Raw genomic sequence first — 22,713 nt, 5'->3', positions numbered from 1 at the left:
GGCCATCTGCAGCATCGCCAGACGGCACTTCAAGGCAGGTTACACCAGCGTCAGGCCGTTACGCTGAAGAAATGCCGACAACACGCTCCCATCCTGATGCTCCATCGCCAGTGCGATGTGGCTGTCAGGTCGGACGAGGTAGGCTGCCTTCTCCTTGAGTCCATTGCTTTTGGCCCGCGCGGACATCGGCCGCTTGAGCACCGGTAAACCCAAACGCCCAGCTTCGCGCTCAAAATCCGGATTGACGTCGTCGAACACCTGCACGTGCCAAAACAAGCTCGACGGATGCCCGAAGTTGTCGCCGGTCCAGGGCATCCGATCACCGCCATGAAGTTCACCGACCTGGCCTTCACTGATCGAGCTGTCGCGGTACTTGATTCTGGTTTGCGAGAGGGTCTGGAAGAGCGACTTGCGGAAGGTGTCGAAGTGGCTCAGCAGCGGGGCCAGATGAGGCAGCATCCAGTTGCGCAGAAATTTACTGCGCCAGCCCTCCCCGACCATGCCTTCGAAAGCCTTATCGGTGGTTTCGACCAACTTGCGGGCGAAGGCGATGCGCTCGGTTTCGTAGGTGTCGAGCAACGATTCACTGGCGCGCCCCTGAATGACATCTGCCAGCTTCCACGCCAGGTTGACGGCGTCGCCGATGCCGGTGTTCATGCCTTGGCCGCCCGCCGGGCTGTGCAGATGCCCTGCGTCGCCCAGTAAAAATGCACGACCCACATGGAAATGTTCAGCGACCCGGTGGTGGACGCGGTAGGTCGACAGCCAGTTGGCCTTGCCGACAGTGACGCCCAGCATCGCTTCAGCGCCGGGTCGCAAATCTTCGAACGTCAGCCCTTCATGGCCTTCGAACTCAGGGGGCACGATGCCGATTAACCGCTGCATGCCGCTGCTGCGCACAGGCGCCATCAACACCATGTTGTGCTTGCCCGCATGCAGATAGACATTGGTACTTGCCGGCCCTTCAAGCGCAACATCGGCCACGTAGAACAGCTGGTTGTAGGTCCCGCCCGGAAACCCTACCTGCAATTGCTTGCGCACCACGCTGCGGGCGCCTTCGCATCCACACAGATAACGGGGCTGGCAGTGCTCTTCTACGCCGCCTCGACTCAGGGTGACGTCAACCCGATCCGGGTGCTGTTCAAAACGCGCAAGCGCAACGCCCCACTCCACCTCAACGCCCAGCTTGCTCAGCTGTTCCACCAGAAAGTGCTCGTGATCATCCTGCGGGAACGACAACACGAACGGATAAGGCGTGATGTCCTTGCCAGCGTCACCCCAGGAGAGGCTCGCGATATCCCGCCCTTCTTCGCTGTAATGAATGCTGTCGATGCGGATACCCCGCTCGATCAAGTCATCTGCCAGCCCAAGTTGCTGGTAGAACTCCAGGGTCCGGGCCTGGACGACCATTGCCCGTGACGCCTGGCCCGGGCCGCTGCTGGCCTCGATGATACGAAAGCGAACGCCCATGCGTGCCAGACGCAGTGCCAGTGTCAGACCGGTCGGCCCGGCTCCTGCAATTAAGATGTCGGTATTCATTGGATATCCATAGATCTGTCGGTTGATTTTGATTGCGAGTGGATCAATCGAAATCCCTTTAGCTGTTCCATTTTCCTTGTGTTGCCAGAGTCAGGGCGCCGGCCAGCCACCGCCCAAAGCTCGGTAAAGACGTACGCGGTCGATGGCTGCCTCAGTGGCGCTGTCCACCAGTTCGCTTTGCGTGGCGAGCAAAGCCCGTTGCACCGCCAGCACATTGATGAAATCAGTGGCGCCCTGGTTGTAGCGATCACGCGCGGTGGCGAGCGCGTCGCTGTTGTGCTGCACCGCTTGCTGCAAGGCAGCGTGATGCTGTTTCTCACCGGCGTAATCAGTCATCGCGTTGTCGATTTCATGCCAGGCGCCCAGCACCACGCGCTGATAATTCAAGGCTGCCTGTTGCTGCTGACGCTTGCGCAACTCAAGCGTCCCGGTCAGGCGCCCGCCCTGAAAAATCGGCAGATAGAGGCTGGGGCCATAGGACCATTGGCGTGAATTCCAGGCGCCGAGATCGGACCCGTTCAATGCTTGATAGCCCATGCTTGCGCCCAGGCTAACCCGCGGATAGAAGTCCGCCTGGGCCACCCCGATCTCGGCGGTTGCGCGATGCAGCGCCGCTTCGCTTTGCTGGATATCCGGTCGTCGCTGAGCCAGTTCAGACGGCAGCCCGAGCGGCACGTCAGGCGCCGGACGCGGAATCGGCTTTACGTCGTGCAGTTCTGCACTGAGGGCGCGTGGCGGCTCTGCGAGCAGATAGCTGAGCGCATTCACCAGGCTGTCTTGCTGCGCCTGCAAGACGGGAAGCGTGGCTTCGATGGTGGAGACCTGCGCAGCGGCGTTGGAGGTGTCCAGGTTAGTGGTCACGCCGTTGTCGAAACGAATCTGGGTCAGGTTGGCGCTTTGCCGGGCGATCTCAAGATTCTGCCGGGCAACCGCGAGCCGCGCCTGAACGCCACGCAAGCGAATGTAGTCCGTTGCGGTTTCGGCGGCGATGCTCAGCAATACGCCATCGCGCTGTGCCGATGTGAGCTGAATATCAGCGTCGGCGGCTTCGACATTTCTGCGCACGCGCCCCCAAAGGTCAATTTCCCAACTGGCATCCAGGGTTGCAGTCCAGACTTCATAAGGCGACTTTCCATTGAGATTGGAAGGATCCAGCAGTCCATTCTGGCTGCTTCGATCGCGCTGATAACTGGAGCCAGTGCTAACACCCGGGTACTGCTGACTCCCTGTGACTTGGCGCAGGACCCGGCTCTGATCCAAGCGACTGCTGGCGGTACGCACGTCCAGATTGGACTTCGCTGCGCGCGCGACCAAAGAGGTCAATTGGTCATCGCCCAGTTGCTGCCACCAAAGGCTGTCGACTGCCCCGCCGGCCGAGGTTTCGGAACCTGGCGCAACGGCCCAGCTCTCAGGCAGCTGCGGCTGGGGCTTGAGAAAGTCAGGTCCCACCGAACACGCGCCAAGCCCCAGACAGGTCAGCAACAGCAACGGGCGCTTCATGTCATTGCTCCTGAGCGGTATCAATGCTGACCACTACAGACATGCCGACGCGCAGGCGATCAAGGTCCTGCTGGTTGGCATCAAACACAATCTTTACCGGTATACGCTGGGTGACTTTGGTGAAGTTACCGGTGGCGTTGTCCGGCGCGATTTCTGAAAAGGAAACCCCGCTGGCCGGCGCCACACTAGAGAGATGTCCTTTGAATATCTGCCCCGAAAGGCTGTCCACCCGTATTTCCACCTGTTGGCGCTGACGCATGTGCGCAAGCTGCGTTTCCCGGAAATTAGCGATGACATAGGACTCAGCCAGCGGCACCACAGCCAGCAGTGGTTGCCCTTGGGACACATAGGCGCCGACCCGCACCGAGCGCGGCCCAACCATGCCGGCTTGCGGGGCAGATATTCGGGTGTACGAGAGGTTCAAATCGGCCTGTCGCAACGCCGCTTGATCGCGCGCCAGTGTTGCTTTGGCCACTTCAAGTTGTGCTTTCAACACGTCAAGAGTCTTTACGGCTGCAACCCGCGAAGCTTCATCGCGGTCGCGGGCGGCCTGAAGCTGATGCAGATCGGCTTCTGCCTTCTGTCGCTCCTGTTGGGTCCCGGCCCCGGAATTGGAGAGGTTCAGATAGCGCTGAGCGTTGTACTCGGCAAATTTGATCAACGCAGCGGTGGATCGCGTGGTCGCAGCTGCCTGGTCGATCACCGCTGCTTGACGCTCAATGCCCGCCGCCAGATTTTTCACCTGCGCTTCGGAGCCCTGAACGCCGGCTGCCGCTGCAGCCCTGGCAACCACAAAATCACGATCATCGAGCACCACCAACGGCTGCCCGACGTCCACCGGCTGATCATCCTCGACCAACACCTTCGTGACCTGGCCTGACACCCTCGACGACACGAACACCGAATCTGCGCGTATGTAGGCATCATCGGTGGTCTGCACCGAGCCACCGCTCAACAGGCGATAGATGCCATAAACAACGCACAGCAGCACTGCAGCGGCAACGAGGGAAATAGCGGTTCTATGCTTCATGGCGTTACCGGCGGTTGCGGTGGATAGGCGCGTATCGGGAGGGTCAACAAGATGAAAAACAGCACGGCGATCACCAGCAACAGCGCCAGGAAGGCGTCGGAAAAACTCAGCACGAAGGCTTGCGCTCTGACACGCTCGGCGAGTTCGGTCATCGGCAACCGGGGCAGGGTTTGCGCCAGGGTGTGCCAGCGCGAGCCCACGGCATCGAGCAGAACGTTGGAGTGAACATGCTCGCGCCAGGTGACGAAGTTCTCGACCGCAGAGCCCGCAACCACGGCCGCCAGCCCCCGCAGGGCATTGACCATCGCCGAGGCAAACGGGCCTTCCATTGGCGCGATGACGCCCGTGGCGTTCATCAACAAGGGGACGACTACCATTGGCTGGCCGATGGCGTGCAGTACCTGCAACAAGTAAAAGTCTTCGCGTATCCACTCACTGGTGATGAATGAGCCACCGACGCACGCCACCGTTAACAGACCCAGACCTGCCGCAAGCACATAACGTGAATCCAGCCAGCGCCGATTGATGACGAACGCCACCAGCGGTGCGAGGAGCAATTGAGGCACGGCAATCAACAGGGCGATGGGCATCACTTGCTGCGGGCGATAATGCTGAATTTCGATCAGGTAGGCCGCAGGGATGGCGCCTCCTGCACTGGCCACGATGACAAACAGGCAGAGGGTCGCCAGCCCATAGGCAAAATTGCGTCGTTGCAGCAGTTGCAACTTGAACAGCGGTAAAGGGTGATACCACTCGTTAACCAAGAACAGCGGCAGACAAACCGCCGCCCCCATCAACATCGCAACGATGAGCGGCGAGGCCATCCAGTCCAGACGTTCGCCCTGACTCAAAGCAATCACCAGCATGGAGATCCAGCCCACGCCAAGCGCGGCACCGAGCCAATCAGCCTGCTTGAATCGTTCCAGACGCAAAGGGTCTTGTGGCAGACCGTAGGCAATCAACGCAGCGCCCAGAAAACCTGTCGGGACGATCTGCCAAAACACTAATTTCCAGTCACTCTGCTCCGTCCACAGCCCTGCCAATGGCATCGCCAGGTTCGGTCCGAATGTGGCTGTCAGCGCATAAGCCGATAACCCGTAAAGTTTGATGTTCCAGGGCAAGAAGCGTAAGGCAACCGTCATCAACAGCGGCGGCAACGCACCGCCCGCAAGGCCCTGCATCACTCGAAGCACGAGCAGCGTTTGAAGGTTGGGCGAGAGCGGAATGACAATGCCAAGCAGTGTGAACGCAACCGTCACTGCAATCGCGAAGCGGCGGATAGAAAAGGTAATCGCCAGCCAGGGGGCTATCAGCATCGCAGACACTTGAGCAGCAGCGTACGCAGTGCTCACCCATGTGCCCTCATCATGGCCAAGACCAAAAACGCCGAGGGTGTCGATCAATGTGATGTCAGTGACACGGTCGTTGATCCCGGAAGTGAGCGCCGCAATCAGCACTCCAAACAGGCCCACAGCCAGGCGACCATCAAACGAGGCGGAACCGGATGCAGCGACAGGCGCAGATATCGGGGATGACAACTTTTTAACTCTCAGACCAGGCGAGGAGAATCGGGAAATCGGTCATCCACTCGCGCGTTACACGCCGACGTCAAGTGAAGTGCCGATCAATTAAGCGCGTCTGCGCACGAGTATTTGGATACTGCGGTGACAAGTGAATAGCTGCGAAAAACCTGAGGACTTATGCCTCTTGGTTAACTGATCCTAGTGAATTGTTAGTCGTGGCAAGACATTGCGGGTCACCCCCGCCAGATATGAGCAACCGCTGACATTTTGCGGGTAACCGCCTGATGTTCTGGTGCTATTAGGGCCTATTCCGGCAAGCCCCTATCCTAATAGAGACGCACAAATGGGCCGATAACCAATTCCGAAATAATCAGGTAGACCAATGGGGTTGAACATAGCCAATGCAACTAAGGGGATCACTTAGCCAGCAGTTTCAAACTTGCGTATGTTCTTGGGACAGAGGGCCTCGGGCGCTTTTGGCCATACCTTTCACGGAACAAAGTCCGGCTCCCCATGCGCTTGAGACTGCAGAAATCAAGAGCATTGTCCAGGCGTTCGGTCATGGCGCATGTCGTGCCGCCCAAGCGGGCTTTGACGTTCTTGAAATTCATACAGCGCTTGGCTACCTGCTCAATGAGTTCCTCTCGCCTCTCGCGTCTGGCCAACAGCCTGACCGTCTAGTCCAATAATGGGCCCGGCTGCATGAGTCGGGCGTTTGTCATACAAGAGAAACCGTCAGCGATTGAATTTCTGGTTACTGGCGTTCTGTTGGCCACCATCCCAAGCGCCAGTTGCCCGTTTTTCGTTTAAAGTTTTATAACCCTTGATCGTTCGCTAGAAGCCTCCAGCTTTCGCTAAGATGGCTGCTCCGCGAGCAGGAGGGCAGCCGGATGATTATTCGAGTTTTTTGTGAAGGCGACGAAGCAGCACTGTTTCAGGTGTTCTCATCAGCTATCCGGATGGTCGCGTGTAGCGACTACACGTCTCAACAAGTAGAAGCCTGGGCACCCAAGGACCCGGATTGGATGGCTTGGAACACCCGCATTCGAGGCATAAACCCCTTCGTCGCAGTGCTGGATGAGCAAATAGTTGGTTACGCTGACCTTCAACCTACCGGTTACATCGATCATTTTTTTGTTTCGGGCTTTCATTCACGTCAAGGTATAGGTCAGCAGTTAATGAGTTACCTTCTTCAAAAGGCCGCTGGCCACCAGTACGATGAGCTAACTTCACACGTCAGCAAGACAGCGCAGGCCTTCTTTATCCGCAATGGCTTTGAAGTCCTGGAGCGCCGACATTCCGTGTCACGTGGTGTCGAGCTTGAGAATGCATTAATGCGCAAACGGATTTTCCGAGAAAGAAGCAGCGTCTGTATCCCGACTTAGAACTTACTCATTACTCTTGGTCAGTATTCATTGCTGCACATCGCCCTTGTCCCCCTGCACTGACGATTAAATAACGACACTGGAGCCAGAGACATCAATGAACTTTATGATTCGACACGCAACGAGCGCGGACGCCACAGCGATTAGCGTGGTCGTCATCACAGCATTGCGCGAATCAAACGCTCAAGACTATTCGCCAGACATCATCGAACAGGTGCAACGAAGCTTTTCACCCTCCGCGATCCTGCACTTTCTGACCCAGCGTCAGGTGTATGTCGCGTGCATCGACGGCCATGTCGTGGCGACGGGAAGTCTGGACCGAAACATCGTCCGAAGCGTATTCGTCGACCCTGCCCATCAGGGCAAAGGCCTGGGGCGTCGACTGATGGCGAATCTAGAATCAGTGGCCGCTCAAAGCGGAATGAAAATGCTGCGTGTCCCCTCCTCGATCACAGCTGAAAGGTTTTATCTTTCTCTCGGTTTCCTGAAAGTCCGAGACGAGTTCCATGGCGCCGAGCGCACAATCATTATGGAAAAAGTGCTGCGCGAGTAACCTTCCCTCCCGCACAAACCCCTCAAAGCACTCATTAAATGCCAGAATCTCCTCACTGGATCGTTTGGAGACCACCATGCTTCGCGCGTTTGAACAATGGCTCGACCCCTTCCCGCCTGATGAGGCACCGCCGCCACCCGATGGCCTGGCGCGATTTCTCTGGGCCTGCACCCGGGGCGCCCGCGGTTATATCCTCGCGCTTGCACTGCTCAGCGCCGGTGTGTCGATGTACGAGGCCTGGCTTTTTTCGTTTCTCGGGCAAGTCGTCGATCTGCTATCGACCTGGCAGGCTGGCGGCGAGGCCGGCATGCAGGAAACGCGTGTGCTGTGGGGGATCGGCATCGTCTTGTTGACCAGCATCGGGCTGGTGGCGCTGCGCACGATGGTCCAGCACCAGATATTGGCGATCAACCTGCCGTTGCGCCTGCGCTGGGATTTCCACCGGTTGATGCTGCGACAAAGCCTCTCGTTCTTCTCCGACGAGTTCTCCGGCCGCGTCACCACCAAGGTAATGCAGACGGCGCTGTCGGTGCGCGAAGTACTGTTTACCATCATCGAGATCGCACCCGGCATCGGCGTGTACTTCATTGCGATCATCGCCCTGGCTGGCGGCTTTGACCTCAAGCTCATGCTGCCTTTCATTGCCTGGTTGGCATTGTTCGGTCTGGCCATGCGGTACTTCGTGCCCCGCCTGGGAAAGGTCGGCCAGGAACAGGCCAATGCGCGGTCATCCATGACCGGGCGTATCTCGGATGCCTACACCAACATCACCACCGTGAAGCTGTTTTCCCACTCCAAGCGTGAAGCGCACTTCGCCCGCGCAGCGATGGAAGATTTCAAGCTCACCGGTTTACGCCAGATGCGCCTGGTCAGCCAGTTCGAGATCGTCAATCAGGCGTTGGTGGTCGGGTTGATCATGGGGGCTGGCGGCTATGCCTTGTGGCTGTGGCACCAGGGCGAAGTCGGCACCGGTGCCGTCGCGGCGATTACGGCGATGGCGTTACGCATCAATGGCATGTCGCACTGGATCATGTGGCAAATGACCTCACTGTTCGAGAACATCGGCACCGTGCAGGACGGCATGGGCACCCTGGCCCGCGGTCCCAAGGTGCAGGATGCGCCGGACGCGGACGTGCTGGTGACCACAGGCGGTGCGGTGACGTTCGACAACGTGAGCTTCAACTACAACGGCGAACGTCAGGTGCTCGACGCCCTGAGTCTGTCCATCCGCGCCGGCGAAAAAATCGGCCTGGTGGGTCGCTCTGGCGCGGGTAAATCCACGCTAATCAACCTGCTGTTGCGCTTCTATGACGTGGACAAGGGCGAGATTCGCATCGATGGGCAGAACATCGCGCACGTCACCCAAGACAGTCTGCGCAGTGCCATCGGCATGGTCACCCAGGATACTTCGCTGCTGCACCGCTCCATTCGCGACAACATCGCCTACGGCAGACCCGATGCGACCGACGCGCAAATCCGCACCGCCGCCGCCAATGCCCAGGCCGATGTTTTCATCAGCCAACTGAGCGACAAACAAGGACACTCGGGCTACGACACATTGGTGGGCGAACGTGGCATCAAGCTGTCCGGCGGCCAGCGGCAACGGGTGGCGATTGCCCGGGTGATGCTGAAAAACGCCCCGATCCTGTTACTCGACGAGGCCACCAGCGCGCTGGATTCAGAAGTCGAAGTGGCCATTCAGGAAAGCCTCGACGAGATGATGCAAGGCAAGACCGTCATTGCCATCGCCCATCGTCTGTCCACGATTGCTGCCATGGACAGGCTGATCGTCATGGACGACGGACGCATCATCGAGCAAGGCACCCATGCCGAGTTGCTCGGGAAAAACGGTACCTATGCGCGACTATGGCATCACCAGAGCGGTGGGTTTCTGGGTGAGGATCAGGGCGTCGCCGAGGCCGTGGAATAGAGGGCCTATCAACGCCCTACGCTTGAGATGCGAGCTAAACGCACCTGGCTCGCAAAGCCGGTTAACGCAAAGAAGGAAAGAGAATGCAGCACGCTACGTTGAAACGCTTTTGTTCCGGACTGATCGCCCTGTTGCTGCTGTGCATCACCGTGCCTGTCTGGGCTCAGTCGGCTGCCGCGCCTCAGACCACTGCCCCGGTCAGTGCATCGCCGGAGGTTGAAGCGCCCAGCCTGGATGACCTTAATGAGCAGCTTGACCAGATCCGGCAAAAAGTAACCGTCAGCGCCAATGATGACTTGCTGTCGAACTTGCGCCAGGCCGCGATACAGGTGCAAAAACAGGCCGATGATCTGATTGCCCGCCAGGCGGTCGACATCGAACACCTGAATGATCAGCTCAACATTCTCGGCCCGGTGCAACCGGACGAGGCGCAGAGTCTGACCAGCCAGCGCAAGACGCTGACGGCTCAAAAGAACGCCCTTGTCAGTGATGAACGTCAAACCAATACCCTGAGCCAGTCAGCCAAGGATCTGGCGACCCAGATCTTCAGCCTGCGCCGCAGTCTCTTCGACTCACAGATCAGCACCCGCACGGCGAGTCCGCTCAGCTCGGCGTTCTGGTCAACGCTGATTCGCCCGACCGATGACGACCTCGGGCGCCTGAACGGCTTGCTGGTAGATGTGCGCGGCATGTTCAAAAGCGCGCTGGCAGAGGGCAATCGAACGCTGTTCATCAGCGTTGTCATCGGCGCGTTTTTGATATGGGTCGTTGTGCGCCGCGTGCTCGAGCGCTTGCTGATCTGGCTGATGATTCGTTGGCTGCCAGAGGGCCGCCTGCGCCGTAGCGCCTTGGCATTGGCCGTCGGGCTGTCGACAATTCTTACCATCAGCGCTGCGACTTCCTTGCTGCGATGGGGTGTCGTCAGCAATACGGTGCTCAGTAACGACGTGGTCAATCTGCTCGATCAGCTGCAGACGCTGATCACGTTCTGCGCATTCATTCTCGGGCTGGGCCGAGCACTGTTGATGCTGCCCCATCCCTCGTGGCGCCTGCCGCAGATTCCTGACGAGATCGCCACGGCCCTGGGCCGCTTCCCGGCCATATTGGCACTGGCGCTGATGGTCATCGGCACGCAGGAGCGGATCAACAGCGTCATCGCAAGCAGTCTGGCGCTGACGGTGGCGGTCAATGGCTTGACCGCATTGGCGGTATCGCTGGTGTTCTTCTTTGCCTTGGTGCGCTACCGCCGGACCCGCCGCCGTTTTGAGCTGGAGCGTGTGGGAGGCTTTGCCGGTCTGATTCCTTTTGTCGTTGCGGTCTGGGTCGGACTGAGTTTGCTGGCGTTGTTGAGCGGCTACCTGACGCTGGCGTATTTCCTCGCGGTAAAACTGCTTTGGATGAGTGTGGTGGCCGCCACCGGCTACCTGCTGATTGCCGTTTTCGGCGACATCTGCGAGACCCTCTTGTCACCCAAGCAACCGGGTGGCCTTGCACTGGGTTCGGCGTTGGGCTTGTCTCCTCGGCACCAGGCGCAGGCAAGCACCCTGCTGGCAGGCATCGGCCGTACCTTGTTGTTGCTCGCGGCAATACTCCTCGCTTTCCTGCCATCGGGCTCGAGCCCGGGCGAGCTGCTCGAAAGCTTTACCCGGCTGGAAGTCACCAACAAGTCCCTGGGTAACCTGAATATCGTCCCCGGCGATATCCTGCTGGCACTGGGCTGTCTGGTCATCGGCATGCTGTGCATACGCGTACTCAAGGAGTGGTTCGGCGAACGCCTGCTGCCTGAGACCAACATGGATGCCGGCATGCAGGCGTCCCTGGTGACCCTGATCGGTTACATCGGCTTCGTTTTGGTGATCGCCGTTGTGATGTCCACCCTTAACATCAGCCTCACCAATCTGACCTGGGTGGTCAGTGCGCTGTCGGTGGGGATAGGCTTTGGCCTGCAAGCGATCGTGCAGAACTTTATCTCCGGTCTGATTCTGCTGACCGAGCGGCCGGTCAAAGTCGGTGACTGGGTGAGTCTCGCAGGCGTCGAGGGTGACATTCGTCGGATCAACGTGCGTGCGACCGAAATCCAGATGTCCGATCGCTCCACGGTGATCGTGCCGAACTCCCAGTTCATTACCCAGAACGTACGTAACGTCACCATGGGCAATGCGTTGGGAGTTGTCGGCATTACCCTGACGTTGCCGTTGGAAACAGACGTATTGCAGATACGCGAGCTGCTGTTGCAGGCCTTTACCGAGCATGAAGCTGTGCTCGATGCGCCCGCGCCGTCAGTGACCTTCAAAGACCTGACCAACACCGGTTTGATCATCAGTGCCAGTGGCTACGTGAACAGCCCACGCTCGGTGGGTGGCGCGCGCAGCGACCTGCTGTTTACCGTGCTGGGGCGTCTACGAGAGCTGGGCATCGCGCTGTCTGCGCCGCAAAGCATGGTGTTGATCAACGAAGCTGTAGAGAAAGAGGTCGCGCCAGAGTAAAGCGCAGGTGAGGGAGGATTGAAACGTTGGAGCAGGCGAATCTTTTTTCTTGCTCCAACATTTCGGCAGGATAACCAAGATGGAAACTACACGCACGGTCCGCCCCAGACTCAGACGCCCGCTATAAGGCGTCTAATCGATTGCACTGATGATTACTATCGAAAGGCCTGCTTGATGGGTTGCCAGCGCTGACTCCTATAATCGCCTGCGATTTCTCCCCGCTTCCTCCGCCTGCCTGCAGGCGACATTCCCCCCTTGGAAACCAGCATTATGCCAAGCGCCAGTCAGGCCCCTCGCGGTCTCCCCGAACATTCTCAACAAAGCGTCAAACAACAGTGGTTGGCGATTCTCTCAGTCGCGGTGGGTGCCTTCGCCTTGGTGACCAGTGAGTTTCTCCCGGTGGGCGTACTCAACGACGTCGCCAGCGACCTGGGTATCAGTGCAGGCCACGCCGGTCTGATGGTGACCCTGCCCGGCATCATGGCCGCCCTCGCCGCCCCGCTGCTGTCCGTGGGCATTGGTGCGATGGACCGTCGCTATCTGCTGATCGGCCTGACGCTGATCATGATCATCGCCAACTCGGTCGTGGCCTACGCCAGCGACTTCAACCTGCTGCTGTTCGGCCGCGTGCTATTGGGCATCAGCATTGGCGGTTTCTGGGCTACCGCGATTGCCCTCAGCGGCCGCCTTGCGCCCAAGGGCGTGGGCGTCGCTCAAGCCACCTCGATCATCATGGTCGGCGTAACCCTGGCCACCGTGCTCGGCGTGCCCGTCGGTACCTGGCTCAGTGGTTTAATGGGCTGGCGCATGACCTTTCTGGTCACCGCGCTGGTGGGCATACCGGTGCTATTGGCGCAGATCTTTCTACTGCCGCGGCTCAATCCGGATAAGGCGATCAGCATCAGTGACCTGCCGGCCCTGTTCATCAATCCGCAAGCTCGGGTTGGATTGATCGCTGTATTGCTCATTGGCCTGGCGCATTTTGCCGCGTACACCTATGTCGCACCCTTCTTCAAACAAAATGCCGGATTCGATGGGCCGACCATTGGTTCACTGTTGCTGCTCTATGGCGTGGCCGGAGTGATCGGTAATATTTTTGCCGGATTCGCCGCCAACCGCAGCGTGCGTCATACGCTGTTGCTGGTTGCCCTGATGATTGGCATCAGCACCGCCTTGTTCCCCTACTTTGCCACCGGCATGACGGGCGCGGCGACGCTGATCGCGCTCTGGGGTTTTGCCTTCGGCGCCTTCCCGGCCTGCGCCAGTATCTGGATGTTTGTGGTAGCGCCCAAGGATGTCGAACGCGGCATGCCACTGTTCGTCGCCTTGTTCCAGGTGATCATCGCGTTGGGGTCGTTCTTCGGCGGGCAGATCGTCGACCAGCTGGGCAGCTCGGTGCTGTTGAGTCTGGCCACGGCCCTGGTGGGCTGCGGTTTTGTCACGGTGCTTGTGCTGGGGCGTAACGTCAGTAATAACCTGGCGGCCCAAGCCTGCTAGCTGGATCAGATAGCCCCATCAATAGCGACGATCAGACGACAATCGTCGCTATGCATGGGCCGCACTTGGGCTCGTTCGGCCACGTCCAGCGGTCGTCAAGTTCAGGCCCCGACTTGCTCGCGGGGCCAATAACCCTGAGGGCTACCTGGAAACAGGCATCGCGAACTCGGCGCCCTGTTCGATGCTTTCCGACCAGCGCTGCATGATCGATTTCTGTTTGGTGTAAAAGCGCACCCCCTCGGTGCCATACGCATTCATGTCGCCGAACAGGCTCTTTTTCCAGCCGCCGAAGCCATGCCAGGCCATGGGCACAGGAATCGGCACGTTGATCCCGACCATGCCCACTTCGATGCGCCGTGCGAATTCGCGCGCAATATTGCCGTCGCGGGTAAAGCAGCTCACACCGTTACCAAACTCGTGCTCATTGACGATCTTCACCGCAGAGGCGAAGTCCGGAACACGCACGCACACCAGCACCGGGCCGAAGATCTCTTCGCGGTAGATGCTCATTTGCGTGGTGACGTGGTCGAACAGTGTCGCGCCGAGCCAGAAACCCTTTTCCAGGCCTGGCTCACTTGGCACATAACCACGGCCATCGAGAATCAACTCCGCCCCCGACTCGACACCCTGTTCGATGTAACCGCTGATGCGATCCAGTGCAGCTCGCGACACGATAGGCCCCATCTCGGCCTTGAGATCGCGGCCGTCGGTGATCCGTAGCTCGCGACCCCGTGACGCCAGTGCCGCAACGACTTTATCGCCCACATCGCCCACCAGCACAGCGACCGAGATTGCCATGCAACGCTCACCCGCGCTGCCATACGCGGCGCCAATGAGGGCATCGACCGTGCGCTCGATATCGGCATCGGGCATGACCACCAAGTGGTTCTTCGCACCGCCCAGCCCCTGAACGCGTTTGCCGTGACGAGCGCCGGTTTCGTAGATGTATTGCGCGATCGGCGTTGAACCAACGAAGCTCACAGCTTTGACATCGGGATGCTCGATCAGCGCATCGACAGACTCCTTGTCCCCCTGCACGACGCTGAAAACACCTTTCGGCAAGCCAGCTTCCCGGAGCAACTCGGCCATGAACAACGAAGCGCTTGGATCAGTCGGGCTGGGTTTCAAAATAAAGGTGTTACCCGCAGCGATCGCAATCGGGTACATCCACATCGGCACCATGACCGGGAAATTGAACGGCGTGATGCCCGCCACAACGCCCAGCGCCTGACGCATCGTCCAGTTGTCCATCCCACTGGAAACCTGGTCGCTGTGCTCGCCCTTGAGCAGGTTCGGAATCCCGCACGCAAACTCCAGAATGTCGATCCCGCGGTCGACTTCGCCCTGGGCATCGGTAAAGACTTTGCCGTGTTCGGACACGATGATCCGGGCCAGATCGTCTTTACGTTCACGCAGCAGATGCAGGTATTGGAACAGCACCCGTGCACGACGAATCGGCGGCGTGTCGCTCCATGAAGCAAATGCGTCTTTGGCAGCAGCCACCGCTTCGTCAACGGTCTGCCGGCTGGCCAACGCTACCCGCCCGGTCACCTCGCCCGTGGCCGGGTTGTAAACGTCCTGGTAGCGATTGTCAGCGCAGACGCGCTCGTCATTGATGAAGTGTGCAATGGTCTGGGTCATGGCTTTTATCCGATGGCTTTAGACGGAGTTGGCGCTTCGCATAGTGATGCCGGGCCAATGTCGAAGCACACGATAGGCTTTCAGTCTGTCGCGAACCAGAGCAGAATCCAGAACTTATTGTCCTCAGCTACGAACAATCAAATCATGGAAAAATCAGAAATCGAGGGCTTGTGGACGTACATCCATTGGCTGTCGGTGCTCGAAGAACAAGGCACCTACACAGCGGCCGCCCTACGCCTTGGGGTGAGCAAGTCAGCGGTCAGCCAACGGATTTCGGATCTGGAAAAGGCGACCGGCACGCAGTTGGTCACACGCACCACGCGCAGCGTGCGTTTGACCGACGCAGGCACGTCGCTCACGCAACAAGTGCGTAGCGCTTACGAGCAGATCGCACGCAGTTTCTCGTCTGTCAGGGATTCGGTGGGTGACATACGGGGCCTGGTCCGTATGACTGCTCCGGTCGCTTTCGCGCGGCAGCAATTAGTCCCTCATCTGTCCGATTTTCTGCAGATGTATCCCCAGGTGCGGATCCATCTGGACGTCTCCGACTCGCTGAGTTCACTGGCAGCCGAGGGCTACGACCTCGCCGTGAGACACGGTTTTCACGTGCCAGAAACCCATGTTGCCTGGAAGCTGTGCGACACCTCTTCGGTGCTGGTGGCGACCCGGGAATATCTCCAGCGGCACGGCGAGCCGCAAGTGCCTGAAGACTTAAGCGCCCATAACTGTCTCTACTATCCGCGCAGCGCCGATGCGCCTGCCTGGACCTTTGACCGACCGAAACGTGGCAGCCAGGACATGGAGCGTCAGACCGTCCCCATCGCCGGCAGCTTTGCCACCAACAACAGTGAGGCGTTACGGGATTCGGCCCTCAATCATTTGGGCATCGCGCTACTGCCCGACTTCAGCGCCCAGGCTGCGCTCAACGACGGAACCTTGGTGCAGGTGCTCAAGGGATGGACCCTCAAAGGCGTGTTTGCCAACGAGATCTATCTCATACGGCCGTACTCGCCCCATGTGCCTAAGTCGGTGAGCGAGTTGGTCGGATTTCTCAAGCAGCGACTCAAGGGCGGATTTGCTGCGGTGGCTACTTGACTGCGGTAACTCCTACGCCTTCGGCAGCAGCAAATCTTCAGCGTTACCGCTGGCAACGGCGTCACAGGCTGCGTGAGGAACGATCAGAGTCTTGTGGTTAGCCACAAATCCCGTGGGAGCGGACCTGTCCGCGAAGGGGTCATTACTGCCAACGCATTTCTAGCGCCTGACACTCCGTCTTCGCGGACAAGTCCGTTCCTACGGGTTTCTATGCACCCCGGTTTGAGCGTTCATGGATGGATCGCTCTCGCTGCTGGCCGGAGGCCGGAGGAGTCCAGCGTGCTGACGATCTGCTGCGCAGCAGTAGTAGAACCCGTCGTCGCTTCAGCAAGCACGATACGCTTCTCGACAGTTGCAATCAGGCTCTTGGAGCCTTGCGTCTTTGTACTGCAAGGCACCCTCTCACGGCCGGGCCCACTTCGGTTCTGACAGGTGCATGAAGAAGAAATCGGACAGCGCCGTGATTTTCACAGGCCGCGTGCGTGCCGATGGCGTCACGAAGTAAAGCCCCCCGCGCATCATGTGCCAGTCCGGCAACAAAGCGATCAGTCGCCCATCCGCGAGATATTCGCCGGCAATGAACTCAGGCAGTTCGGCAATCGCCAACCCTTCCAGCAAAGCAGGTAACAAAGCATCAGCGTTCGTCACCCGCAGCGGGCCATTGGGGACGACGTCTTCTTCGGTGCCGTCGTCGTCACGGGTAAATCGCCACACCTGGCTGCGTGAGCGGTACGCATAACTCAGGCACCTGCGGGTTGCCAGATCACGAGGGTGGGTGGGATGTCCGTGCTCCTCCAGATATCCAGGTGAAGCGACCAGGTACTGAGTTACGGCGCATATCCGGCGAGCAACCAGCGACGAGTCCGGCAATACCGCAATACGTAAAGCCGCGTCGAAGCCTTCTGCGATCAGGTCGACCGAGGCATCGGACAGGTGCAAGTCTATCGACAACTCCGGGTACTGACGCATCAATTGCGGCATAAGCGGTGTAACCCAGCGCAGGCCGAAAGACATCGGTACCGCTAGCCGCACTTGGCCCCGGGGCTGTACGGACAAGTCTTGGGCCTGGCTTTCTACCTCTTCGGCTTGCCGATAGATTTCGCCCGCCTTGGCGGCCATGCTTGCGCCAAACTCGGTAAGTGCCAACTGCCTGGAGGTGCGGTTGAACAGTCGGCCGCCCAAGCGCTCTTCGAGTCTCGCGACCGCACGAGACACGGTCGGCACGGAAACCCCCATGACTCGCGACGCAGCCCCGAACGAGCCTTCTTCTGCCACCTTGGCAAACATCGCCAATCCCTCGAAATCTGGAAGTTTGCTCATTTCATTTCTGCAACGATGGATTTCAAGCAATTCTATTTTGAAAAGTCACCACCGTCGATATGCTTCTCCCACACCGCGATTCAACCAATCGCAACGTTTTAATTAATAGTCGGGAGAAACATCATGGCTAACAAACTTGAAGGCAAAATCGCACTGGTCACCGGCGGCACCACAGGCATCGGCCTGGCCACCGCCAAACGCTTCGCCGTAGAAGGTGCTCACGTTTACATTACCGGTCGTCGCCAGGCCGAACTCGATGCAGCCGTAGCAGCGGTTGGCAATGCCACTGGCGTTCGGGTTGACTCAACCAAGCTTGACCAGCTGGACGCACTGTATAGCCAGATCAGCGCCGCCCATGGTCGCATCGATGTGCTTTTCGCCAACGCAGGCGGCGGCTCAATGGTGCCCTTTGGCGAAATCAGCGAACAGCATTACGACGATACCTTCGACCGCAACGTCAAAGGCGTGCTGTTTACGGTCCAGAAAGCTTTGCCGCTGTTGGCTCCGAAAGCTTCAGTGATCCTCACCGGCTCCACCGCAGGCAGCGCCGGTACCGCCGCGTTCAGCGTATACGCCGCTTCGAAAGCCGCCGTGCGCTCGTTCGCTCGCAACTGGATTCTGGACTTGAAGGACCGCCAGGTGCGGATCAACACCATCAGCCCCGGCGCAACGCGCACTCCGGGTCTGGTGGACCTGGCTGGCCCGGACGCCGCCCAGCAACAAGGCTTGCTGGACTACCTGGCCTCGCAGATTCCCATGGGCCGGGTCGGTGAAGCAGAAGAAATCGCCAGCGCTGCGCTGTTCCTGGCATCGGACGACGCCAGCTTCGTCAACGGCATTGAGCTGTTCGTCGACGGTGGTCAACAGCAGATCTGAGTGCCCATGTGGGCGGCGACTGAGCCGCCCACCTGTTTATGGACGACATAAGCTGACCCTGCAGATGTTCAGCGCTGCAACGGTGCGCTCGCAAGTGAGAATAGTGACCGTCCAAGAGCCGGATTATTCGGGAATTTCCCTCATCACTCTTCATCCAAAAGATCGGAAATCGCACAACGGTTCACCCTTAGACTGGTGCGATCTTTCCCCGGATTGGAGTAAGAACGATGACTCAGGAAAATCAGTCGCACGGGTTGGCTAACCATGTAGCGTTCAACCGCACTTTCCAACAGGGCCAGTTGACCATTGGCTTCATCTCTCCTGCATGTGGCTATCCAGACAGTCCTTTCCCCGACCTGTCGGATCAGGCCGAAATAGTCCAACGCCTCGACCAGAGTGACGCTGCCGCGCTATGGCTGCGGGATGTTCCGTTTTACGATCCCTCGTTTGGTGATACGGGCCAGATTTTGGACCCTTTGGTCTATGCCGGCTGGCTGGCAGCGCTGACCCACAGGATTGCCATCGGCACTGCCGGGATCGTCACTCCGTTGCGCGAGCCCATCATCACGGCCAAGCAGATCGCCACGGCCGATCAGCTGTTGGGGGGCCGCTTCCTCGCGGGCATGGCATCGGGTGATCGCCCCACCGAATACCCGGCCTTTGGCGTCGATTTTTCCAGCCGTGTAGAGCGTTATCAAGAGGCTGTCATGCTGATCAAGACCTTGACCTCAGAGTCATTTCCGCAAATGAAGACCCAGCATTTCGGCCACTTGCGTGGGGATATCGATCTTGTACCCAAGCCCGCAGGTCCGCGCATCCCGATCGTTGCCATTGGCCGTGCTGGCCAGACCCTCGAATGGCTGGCGCAAAATGTCGACGCATGGATCTGGCACGGCGATGCAATGCGCATGGCAGAAGTCGTGCCGCATTGGCTTGAAGTGACAGCTGCGCGGGGGTTTATCCCGTTCGGGTATGGCGCGATGTTTGACCTGGACGTCAATCCCGACGCGCCTCTGCGAACGGGCCGAGTGCTTGGCGGCGGTCGACACGCGTTAAAAGACTTCTTCGCGCGTCAGAGAGAAGCCGGGGTCAATCATATTGCGCTGAACCTCAAACCCACACGGCGTCCTGCTCTGGAAGTGATCGATGAGCTTTCGCAGCACATTCTTCCAGCGTTCACGGTTGAGCCAGGTCAATGAGTTATCAGGGATAGAGCCTCGGATCATCGATAACTAGCGCTGTTCGCTGAATTGCTACCCACTCAGCGCCGCCCGTCTGGCGTGAGATTGGCAGCCAGGAAGGTGATCAAGGCGCTTACCTTGGGCAGCACTTCACGGCTCTTGAGCCAGACCAGATTCATGGGCAAACCGTCTGTAGCCAAATCCGGCAGGACCTCTACCAGCCTGCCGCTGTTCAAATGCGTTTGCACCAGCCAGGTGGGCAACTGGGCAATACCCAGCCCCGCCAGAACCGCCATCACCTCGCCCTCCCCGTCTCCCACGGCGATGTGCGGATGCATGATCCTGCGCTCCATTTCTCCCGGTTGGCGTCCTTTGAAATACCAAGGGATGGCCATCCCGTCGTTCTGTCCATAACCCACGCACAGGTGCCCATCCAGATCCGCTTTCGACTGGGGCTGGCCGTATTGTTGAAGATACTCGGGCGAGGCGCAAAACATGAGTTTCGGGGTGCCGAAGAACTGGTGCCCTATGGATGTCGGCCATGCATCCGAACCACCGATCCTGACAACGATGTCGATGTTCTCGTGCACGGGATCGACATAGCGGTCTGAAAACGAAATATGTGGGGACAAGCGCGGGTGCTGTTTCATGAATTCCAGAATCAACGGAAGGACATGCAGGCGTCCATAGGAGGCGGGCAAATCGATGCGCACTTTCCCTTGCGGTTCGGTCTGGGTCGAGGTCAGGGCGATCTCCACTTCTTCCAGATCCGACAGCACTGTGGTGCAGGTGCGATAGAAGGTTTCCCCTGCTTCGGTGAGCGCCAATCGACGCGTGGTGCGCTGGAACAGGCGAGTGCCCAGGCGACCTTCCAGTCGAGCGATGCTTTTGCTGACGGCGGAATTGGTGAGATTGAGGCGTTCGGCCGCAGCGGTAAAGCTGCCCATGTCGGCCACGATGACGAACACATCGATGCCCTTGAGCCGTTCAGAGGAAAACATAGCCACTCCAATTGATGAATCTAATTCCATTCACTTGATAAAAACCAGCCGGGATAAAACAGCTTTTCTCCAATAGGCTATGCCAAAACCTGTTCGGAGTTAAGCATCATGCAGTCCTCTTCCACGGCAAGCGACACGCTGGCCCCCTCCGCAACCTCCGGGTCAGGCCTGCAAATCCTGATCATGGCGGTGGCGGCATTCATTATCGTGACCACTGAATTCCTGATCGTCGGCTTGCTGCCGGCCTTGTCCCGAGAGCTGAATATTTCGATCGCCCTGGCTGGCCAGGTCGTGACCTTGTTCGCCTTCACGGTCATGGTATTCGGCCCCGTGCTCACCGCGAAACTGGCCCACGTTGAACGCAAAAAACTGTTCACCTTGATTCTCATGGTGTTCGCGGCCTCTAACGTTCTGGCCGCCGTTTCCACCAATATCTGGGTGCTGGCGCTGGCGCGCTTCATCCCGGCCTTGGCACTGCCCGTGTTCTGGGGCACCGCCAGCGAAACAGCCGGCCAACTGGCAGGTCCCGGCCAGGCAGGCAAGGCTGTGGGTCGGGTTTATCTGGGCATTACTGCGGCGCTGGTGTTCGGTGTGCCGTTGGGCACGCTTGCCGCCCACTCGGTGGGCTGGCGCGGGAGCTTCTGGATACTGGCGGCGATCTCCTTCTTCATCGGCGTGCTAATGCATCTGGTGATGCCCAAGCTGCCGGTGTCTGCCAGTTCGCACCCTGATCAAAAGCAGACCGCGATCTTGCGTCAACCGCGATTCCTCGCTCACTTGCTGCTGTCGATCCTGACCTTCACTTCGCTGTTTACCGCCTATACCTATCTGGCCGATATTCTTGAGAGATTGGGCGGTATACCTGCAGGCCAGGTGGGCTGGTGGCTGATGGGCTTCGGCGCGGTCGGCATGATCGGTAACCACTTGGCTGGCGGCATGGTCGATCGCAAACCGCTTGCCGCGATGGTGCTGTTTCTGGTGCTGGCCGGGGCGGGCATGCTGGCGGCCGTCCCGCTGGCACCTCATCACACCTGGTTAATCGTTGCGTTGGTGGCATGGGGTATCGGTTATACCGCGCTGTTCGTGGTGTGCCAGGTGCGGGTGATGCAGGCCGGGGCTCAGGCTCAGGCACTGGCCGCCACCATGAATATCTCTGCGGCCAACGCGGGTATTGGCCTGGGCGCCATTATTGGCGGCATAGGCATTGGCCACTTCGGCTTGGGCTCGATCGGTATTATTGCCACCGTGATCGCCGCTCTGGCAGTGATCATTGCGCTATTGATGATGCGTCGCCAGTAACCCCTCGGCAGCGGCCTTTTTGGAGGCCGCTTCCATACCGGTGAACGAGCACAAATCCCGCTGAAGTGTTGCTGAGCTGCGGCTTAGGTCAGCAGCGCGTTCAAGGCAAGCGCATTGCCCAAGGCGGCGTTGGACGCGGTGTTGTCAAATATGCACCACGTCGATACGCCATCCTGGTTAGCACTCAATTGCGATGCCAACGCTAGAATCCGTTCACGTTCATAGGCGCTGTAGTAAATGCGCGGGGAACCGTGAAGCCGCCAATATCGAAATCCTTGCCATCCCGTTGGACGGTCGTCGTTGCTGATACGAGAGGGATCTACAGCCACCTGGGAAATTCGCTGATCAATCAATAATTCTTGTGCAAGCACCCAGGACTCATGACGCGGCTCAATGACCACAGGGCCTGAATACTGCCCCCTGAGCGTCTCGAAAAAATCTTCGGCCAACGCTGCTTCAAACAGCAATGACGGCGGCAGCTGAATCAGCAGACATCCCAGTTTGTTGCCCAGTTCATCGCAGTCGCTGAGGAACATCTCAAGCAGCGACGATGAATCACGCAGGCGGTTTTCGTGGGTTATGGCTTTAGGCATCTTCACCGAGAAGCGAAATTCGTTGCCTACGCATGACGCCCATTTGGCATAGGTCGCTGGGCGATGGGAACGGTAAAAAGAGCTGTTGATCTCAACCGCAGAAAAGCGCACTGCATAGCGCTCCAGGTGAGTGCCTTGGCTGTCGAACTCTGGCCAGTATTCACGACCCAACGCCCATCCTGCACATCCCACGTACACGCTATCCATCGGCTCATGTCCCTCGTATTTTGCAATCGGCCGCTTTAGGTGGACCGCCCGGCAATC

General features: G+C 58.8%; 18 protein-coding genes. 10 read left to right on the top strand and 8 right to left on the bottom strand.

Features of this window, described 5'->3' with window-relative positions; translation table 11 throughout:
- Positions 1-39: 39 nt before the first annotated feature.
- The 4 genes from ACWKWM_RS04055 to ACWKWM_RS04040 form a co-directional block, all read right to left on the bottom strand.
- Positions 40-1,539, bottom strand: coding sequence for an FAD-dependent monooxygenase (locus ACWKWM_RS04055; protein ID WP_483844872.1), 1,500 nt, complete (start codon positions 1,537-1,539; stop codon positions 40-42).
- Positions 1,540-1,629: 90 nt separating this feature from the next.
- On the bottom strand, positions 1,630-3,039 hold the full coding sequence (locus tag ACWKWM_RS04050; protein WP_483844871.1) for an efflux transporter outer membrane subunit: 1,410 nt from the start codon (positions 3,037-3,039) through the stop codon (positions 1,630-1,632).
- 1 nt (position 3,040) lies between these two features.
- Positions 3,041-4,069 carry an HlyD family secretion protein gene (locus tag ACWKWM_RS04045; RefSeq protein ID WP_483844870.1) on the bottom strand — a complete coding sequence of 343 codons (1,029 nt, stop codon included), beginning with the start codon at positions 4,067-4,069 and terminating at the stop codon, positions 3,041-3,043.
- Positions 4,066-5,541 carry an MFS transporter gene (locus tag ACWKWM_RS04040; RefSeq protein WP_483844869.1) on the bottom strand — a complete coding sequence of 492 codons (1,476 nt, stop codon included), beginning with the start codon at positions 5,539-5,541 and terminating at the stop codon, positions 4,066-4,068. Before ACWKWM_RS04040 ends, ACWKWM_RS04045 begins: the two co-directional genes overlap by 4 nt.
- Positions 5,542-5,993: 452 nt before the next feature.
- On the opposite strand from ACWKWM_RS04040, the gene ACWKWM_RS04035 reads away from it, so the two are divergent.
- The 6 genes from ACWKWM_RS04035 to ACWKWM_RS04010 all read left to right on the top strand — a co-directional run bounded on the left by ACWKWM_RS04035 (position 5,994) and on the right by ACWKWM_RS04010 (position 13,443).
- Entirely contained in the window at positions 5,994-6,281 is a 288-nt protein-coding gene (locus tag ACWKWM_RS04035) for an oxidoreductase (protein ID WP_483844868.1), read from the top strand.
- 201 nt (positions 6,282-6,482) lie between these two features.
- On the top strand, positions 6,483-6,977 hold the full coding sequence (locus ACWKWM_RS04030) for a GNAT family N-acetyltransferase (RefSeq protein WP_483844867.1): 495 nt from the start codon (positions 6,483-6,485) through the stop codon (positions 6,975-6,977).
- Positions 6,978-7,074: 97 nt separating this feature from the next.
- Entirely contained in the window at positions 7,075-7,530 is a 456-nt protein-coding gene (locus ACWKWM_RS04025; RefSeq protein WP_483844866.1) for an N-acetyltransferase family protein, read from the top strand.
- Positions 7,531-7,606: 76 nt separating this feature from the next.
- Positions 7,607-9,460, top strand: a complete 1,854-nt coding sequence (locus ACWKWM_RS04020; protein ID WP_483844865.1) for an ABC transporter ATP-binding protein — start codon at positions 7,607-7,609, stop codon at positions 9,458-9,460.
- An 83-nt stretch (positions 9,461-9,543) separates the two neighbouring features.
- Positions 9,544-11,946 (top strand): DUF3772 domain-containing protein, encoded by a 2,403-nt coding sequence (locus ACWKWM_RS04015; protein ID WP_483844864.1) that lies wholly within the window; start codon positions 9,544-9,546, stop codon positions 11,944-11,946.
- A gap of 270 nt (positions 11,947-12,216) precedes the next feature.
- Positions 12,217-13,443, top strand: a complete 1,227-nt coding sequence (locus ACWKWM_RS04010; RefSeq protein ID WP_483844989.1) for an MFS transporter — start codon at positions 12,217-12,219, stop codon at positions 13,441-13,443.
- 141 nt (positions 13,444-13,584) lie between these two features.
- Here the strand turns inward: ACWKWM_RS04010 and ACWKWM_RS04005 are convergent, their stop codons facing one another.
- On the bottom strand, positions 13,585-15,084 hold the full coding sequence (locus ACWKWM_RS04005; protein ID WP_483844863.1) for a CoA-acylating methylmalonate-semialdehyde dehydrogenase: 1,500 nt from the start codon (positions 15,082-15,084) through the stop codon (positions 13,585-13,587).
- Positions 15,085-15,228: 144 nt separating this feature from the next.
- On the opposite strand from ACWKWM_RS04005, the gene ACWKWM_RS04000 reads away from it, so the two are divergent.
- Positions 15,229-16,179 (top strand): LysR family transcriptional regulator, encoded by a 951-nt coding sequence (locus ACWKWM_RS04000; RefSeq protein ID WP_483844862.1) that lies wholly within the window; start codon positions 15,229-15,231, stop codon positions 16,177-16,179.
- Positions 16,180-16,581: 402 nt separating this feature from the next.
- Here the strand turns inward: ACWKWM_RS04000 and ACWKWM_RS03995 are convergent, their stop codons facing one another.
- A complete protein-coding gene (locus ACWKWM_RS03995; protein ID WP_483844861.1) occupies positions 16,582-17,499 on the bottom strand; it encodes a LysR family transcriptional regulator in 918 nt (305 codons plus the stop codon).
- Positions 17,500-17,622: 123 nt separating this feature from the next.
- Between ACWKWM_RS03995 and ACWKWM_RS03990 the strand changes: the two genes are divergently transcribed.
- Positions 17,623-18,375 (top strand): SDR family NAD(P)-dependent oxidoreductase, encoded by a 753-nt coding sequence (locus ACWKWM_RS03990; protein ID WP_483844860.1) that lies wholly within the window; start codon positions 17,623-17,625, stop codon positions 18,373-18,375.
- A 227-nt stretch (positions 18,376-18,602) separates the two neighbouring features.
- Entirely contained in the window at positions 18,603-19,574 is a 972-nt protein-coding gene (locus ACWKWM_RS03985; RefSeq protein WP_483844859.1) for an LLM class oxidoreductase, read from the top strand.
- Positions 19,575-19,636: 62 nt separating this feature from the next.
- On the opposite strand, the gene ACWKWM_RS03980 is transcribed toward ACWKWM_RS03985, so the two are convergent.
- Positions 19,637-20,557: a LysR family transcriptional regulator gene (locus tag ACWKWM_RS03980; RefSeq protein WP_483844858.1), complete on the bottom strand. Its 921-nt coding sequence runs from the start codon at positions 20,555-20,557 to the stop codon at positions 19,637-19,639.
- 108 nt (positions 20,558-20,665) lie between these two features.
- Between ACWKWM_RS03980 and ACWKWM_RS03975 the strand changes: the two genes are divergently transcribed.
- Positions 20,666-21,856 carry an MFS transporter gene (locus ACWKWM_RS03975; protein WP_483844857.1) on the top strand — a complete coding sequence of 397 codons (1,191 nt, stop codon included), beginning with the start codon at positions 20,666-20,668 and terminating at the stop codon, positions 21,854-21,856.
- A gap of 83 nt (positions 21,857-21,939) precedes the next feature.
- Here ACWKWM_RS03975 and ACWKWM_RS03970 read toward each other — a convergent pair whose 3' ends face one another.
- Entirely contained in the window at positions 21,940-22,656 is a 717-nt protein-coding gene (locus tag ACWKWM_RS03970) for a DUF72 domain-containing protein (RefSeq protein ID WP_483844856.1), read from the bottom strand.
- Positions 22,657-22,713 lie beyond the last annotated feature (57 nt).

The sequence above is a fragment of the Pseudomonas rosaeacicularis genome, from assembly GCF_057128745.1.
Note: the sequence above shows the minus strand (reverse complement) of the source record. Positions and strands in the feature narration are given on the sequence as shown.